This is a genomic window from Pseudoxanthomonas taiwanensis, assembly GCF_010093135.1.
Classification (GTDB): Bacteria; Pseudomonadota; Gammaproteobacteria; order Xanthomonadales; family Xanthomonadaceae; genus Pseudoxanthomonas; species Pseudoxanthomonas taiwanensis.
The window spans coordinates 1-3,310 of record NZ_PDWK01000123.1 but is presented as its reverse complement, the minus strand read 5'-3'; the positions used below and the strand labels follow the sequence as shown (position 1 = coordinate 3,310).

Below are 3,310 nucleotides of genomic sequence, written 5' to 3'. Positions count from 1 at the left end.
CCCCGGCCCCGGCCGAGACCCCGGCCGCCGTGGATGCGGCGCCCGTCCCCGCGCCGCAGGCCGCCGGTGCCGACGCCGTGCCCGCCGCCACCGCGGTGGCCGACACCGCCGCGCCGGCCGCCCCGGTCCCGGCCGCCGGCCGGGTCACGGTGACCACCGACGTGCTGCGCCTGGTCCTGGACGGCGGCAACGTGCTGCAGGCCGACCTGCTGCAGTACCCGCAGACCCGCGAGGCCGGCAGCCCGCCGGTGCGCCTGTTCAACGATTCCCCGCGCGAGTTCTACGCCGCCCAGAGCGGCTGGGTCAGCGCCGGCGGCGCCGCCCCGACCCACCAAGCCGGTTTCGTGCCGGCGCAGCCGCAGCGCGAGTACGCCCTGGGCGAGGGCCAGGAGGCGGTCAGCGTGCCGTTCGTCTGGCGCGGCCCGGACGGCGTGGAGATCGTGCGCACCTACACCCTGCGCCGCGGCGCCTATGCCATCGAGGTGCGCGACGAGGTGCACAACCGCGGCAGCCAGCCCTGGCAAGGCCAGGTCTACCGCCAGCTGATGCGCGTGCCGCCGGTGCTCAAGAGCAGCTTCACCAGCCCGCAGTCCTACAGCTTCACCGGCGCGGCCTGGTACGACGGCAGCTACCAGCGCCGCAAGTTCGACGAGGACTACCTCGAGGACGGCCGGGTCAACGCGCAGACCCGCGACGGCTGGATCGCCATGCTCCAGCACCACTTCTTCAGCGCCTGGATCCCCGAGCGCGGCCAGCCGAGCACCATCTCCCTCGACCTGCCGGCCACCGGCCCGCTGGTGCGCGCAATGGGCGCTCCGCTGCTGGTGGCCCCGGGCGCCAGCGCCACCACCCAGGCCCGCCTGTACGTGGGCCCGAAACTGGTGGAGCAGATCCGCGCCCAGGGTGTCCCCGGCCTGGAGCGGGCGGTGGACTACAGCCAGTTCTCGCTGATGGCGCTGCTGGGCGAGGGCCTGTTCTGGGTGCTCAGTGGCCTGTACGGCCTGTTCGGCAACTGGGGCTGGGCGATCATCGGCCTGGTGGTGATCGTCAAGCTGGTGCTCTACCCGCTGTCGGCGGCCCAGTACAAGAGCTTCGCCAAGATGCGCAAGTTCCAGCCGCGCATCCAGCAGCTGAAGGAACGCTATGGCGACGACCGCCAGAAGTTCCAGATGGCGATGATGGAGCTGTACAAGAAGGAGAAGATCAACCCGATGGGCGGCTGCCTGCCGATCCTGGTGCAGATGCCGGTGTTCCTGGCCCTGTACTGGGTGCTGGTGGAGTCCGTCGAGCTGCGCCACGCGCCGTGGATCGGCTGGATCCAGGACCTGACCGCGCGCGACCCGTGGTTCATCCTGCCGGTGCTGAACGTGGCGGTGATGTGGTTCACCCAGAAGCTGCAGCCGGCTCCGGGGGTGGATCCGGTGCAGCAGCGCATGATGCAGATCATGCCGGTGGCCTTCGGCGTGCTGATGGCCTTCTTCCCGGCCGGCCTGGTGCTGTACTGGGTGACCAACGGCGCCCTCGGCCTGCTGCAGCAGTGGTACATGATGAAAAAGCACGGCGAGCCGGCCCCGCGCCCGGCCAAGTAGGTCGCCACCCTCCCGGGAAGCCCGCCGCAAGGCGGGCTTCCCGCATCCGCCGCCGCCACCGGCCCCGCACCGCCGCTACGCTGTGTCCATGGATCCCCAGGCCGAGACCATCGCCGCCATCGCCACCGCGCCGGGTGCCGGCGGCATCGGCATCGTCCGCCTGTCCGGCCCGCGCGCCCTGGCCATCGCCGCGCAGATGTGCGGCCGCGCCGCGCTGCCGGCCCGCCGCGCGCTGCGCGCCTGCTTCTACGACGCCGACGGGGCGGTGATCGACGACGGCATCGTCCTGGCCTTCCCCGCCCCGCACAGCTTCACCGGCGAGGACGTGGCCGAGCTGCAGGCGCACGGCAGCCCGGTGCTGCTGCGCCGCCTGATCGAGCGCTGCCGCGAGCTGGGCGCGCGCCAGGCCCGGCCCGGCGAGTTCAGCCAGCGCGCCTTCCTCAACGGCAAGCTCGACCTGGTCCAGGCCGAGGCCATCGCCGACCTGATCGCCGCCGCCGACCTGCGCGCCGCCCGCGCCGCGCGCCGCGCCCTGGACGGGGTGTTCTCGCGGCGCGTGGAAGCCGTGGCCGAAGCCCTGCTGCGCCTGCGGATCCACGTGGAGGCGGCGATCGACTTCGCCGACGAGCCGATCGAGACCCTGGGCCTGGACCAGGTGCGGACATCGCTGCAGGCCCTGTGCGCCGACCTGGAGCGGCTGCTGGCCGAGGCCGAGCGCGGCCGCCGCCTGCGCGACGGCCTGCACGCGGTGCTGCTGGGCCCGCCCAACGCCGGCAAGAGCTCGCTGCTCAACGCCCTGGCGGGGGACGCCCGCGCGATCGTGGCCGACGTGGCCGGCACCACCCGCGACGTGCTGCGCGAGACCGTGCGCATCGACGGCCTGGAGCTGGTCCTGGCCGACACCGCCGGCCTGCGCGAGGGCGGCGACGCGATCGAGCAGGAAGGCATGCGCCGCGCCCGTGCCGAGCTGGAACGCGCCGACCTGGCCCTGCTGGTGGTGGACGCGCGCGACCCGGATGCCGGCCACGCCCTGCTAGACGAGGCCGCGGCGGCGGTGCCGCAGCGGCTGTGGATCCACAACAAGGCCGACCTGCTGCCGGCCGACGCGCCGCCGCCGGCCGACGGCGGCCTGCGCGTGTCGGCGCTGACCGGGCGGGGTCTGGAGGCGCTGCACGCGGCCCTGCGGCAACTGGCCGCCGGGGGCGCGCCGGAGGCGGCCGCGGGCGGGTTCCCCGCCCGCGCCCGCCAGGTCGAGGGCCTGCGCCGGACCCTGGAGCACGGCCGCCAGGCGGAGGCCTGGCTGGCTGCCGGCCAGCTGGAACTGGCCGCCGAGGAGCTGCGCCTGGGCCACGACGCGCTGGGCACGATCACCGGGCGGATCCCCGCCGACGAGCTGCTCGGCCACATCTTCGGCACCTTCTGCATCGGCAAGTAGCCGGGCCCGCGACTTGTGGAGCCGGCCCGTGCCGTTGAACAATCGGCCCCGGGAGCGCCTGCGCCGGCGCTGCCACCGGCTACCGCCACAGGGGAGTAAACGAATGGTGTTGTTGACGATTTCGCCGAAGTCGTGGCTGCGCGCGTGCGTGCTTCTGGCCGTGCTGCTGTGGCAGCTGCGCCGCCTGGACATGCCGCCGCTGCGGGTGCCGGCGCGCCTGGTGATGGCCGCCGCGGTGGTCCTGGCCTGGCTGTACGAACGCGACCTGCTGCAGGCCCTGACCGGC

At 74.0% G+C, this 3,310-nt stretch carries 2 protein-coding genes; both read left to right on the top strand.

Going from position 1 to position 3,310, the window contains the following annotated elements:
- On the top strand, positions 1-1,589 hold a 1,589-nt coding region (yidC, locus tag CR938_RS14035), incomplete at its 5' end, for a membrane protein insertase YidC (RefSeq protein ID WP_162125581.1).
- Between the two features lie 88 nt (positions 1,590-1,677).
- A complete protein-coding gene (gene mnmE, locus CR938_RS14030) occupies positions 1,678-3,024 on the top strand; it encodes a tRNA uridine-5-carboxymethylaminomethyl(34) synthesis GTPase MnmE (protein ID WP_162125580.1) in 1,347 nt (448 codons plus the stop codon).
- Positions 3,025-3,310: the final 286 nt, after the last annotated feature.

Excerpts from the sequence above, each read along its gene's own strand:
- mnmE (WP_162125580.1), top strand. The coding sequence starts at position 1,678 with ATGGATCCCCAGGCCGAGACCATCGCCGCCATCGCCACCGCGCCGGGT.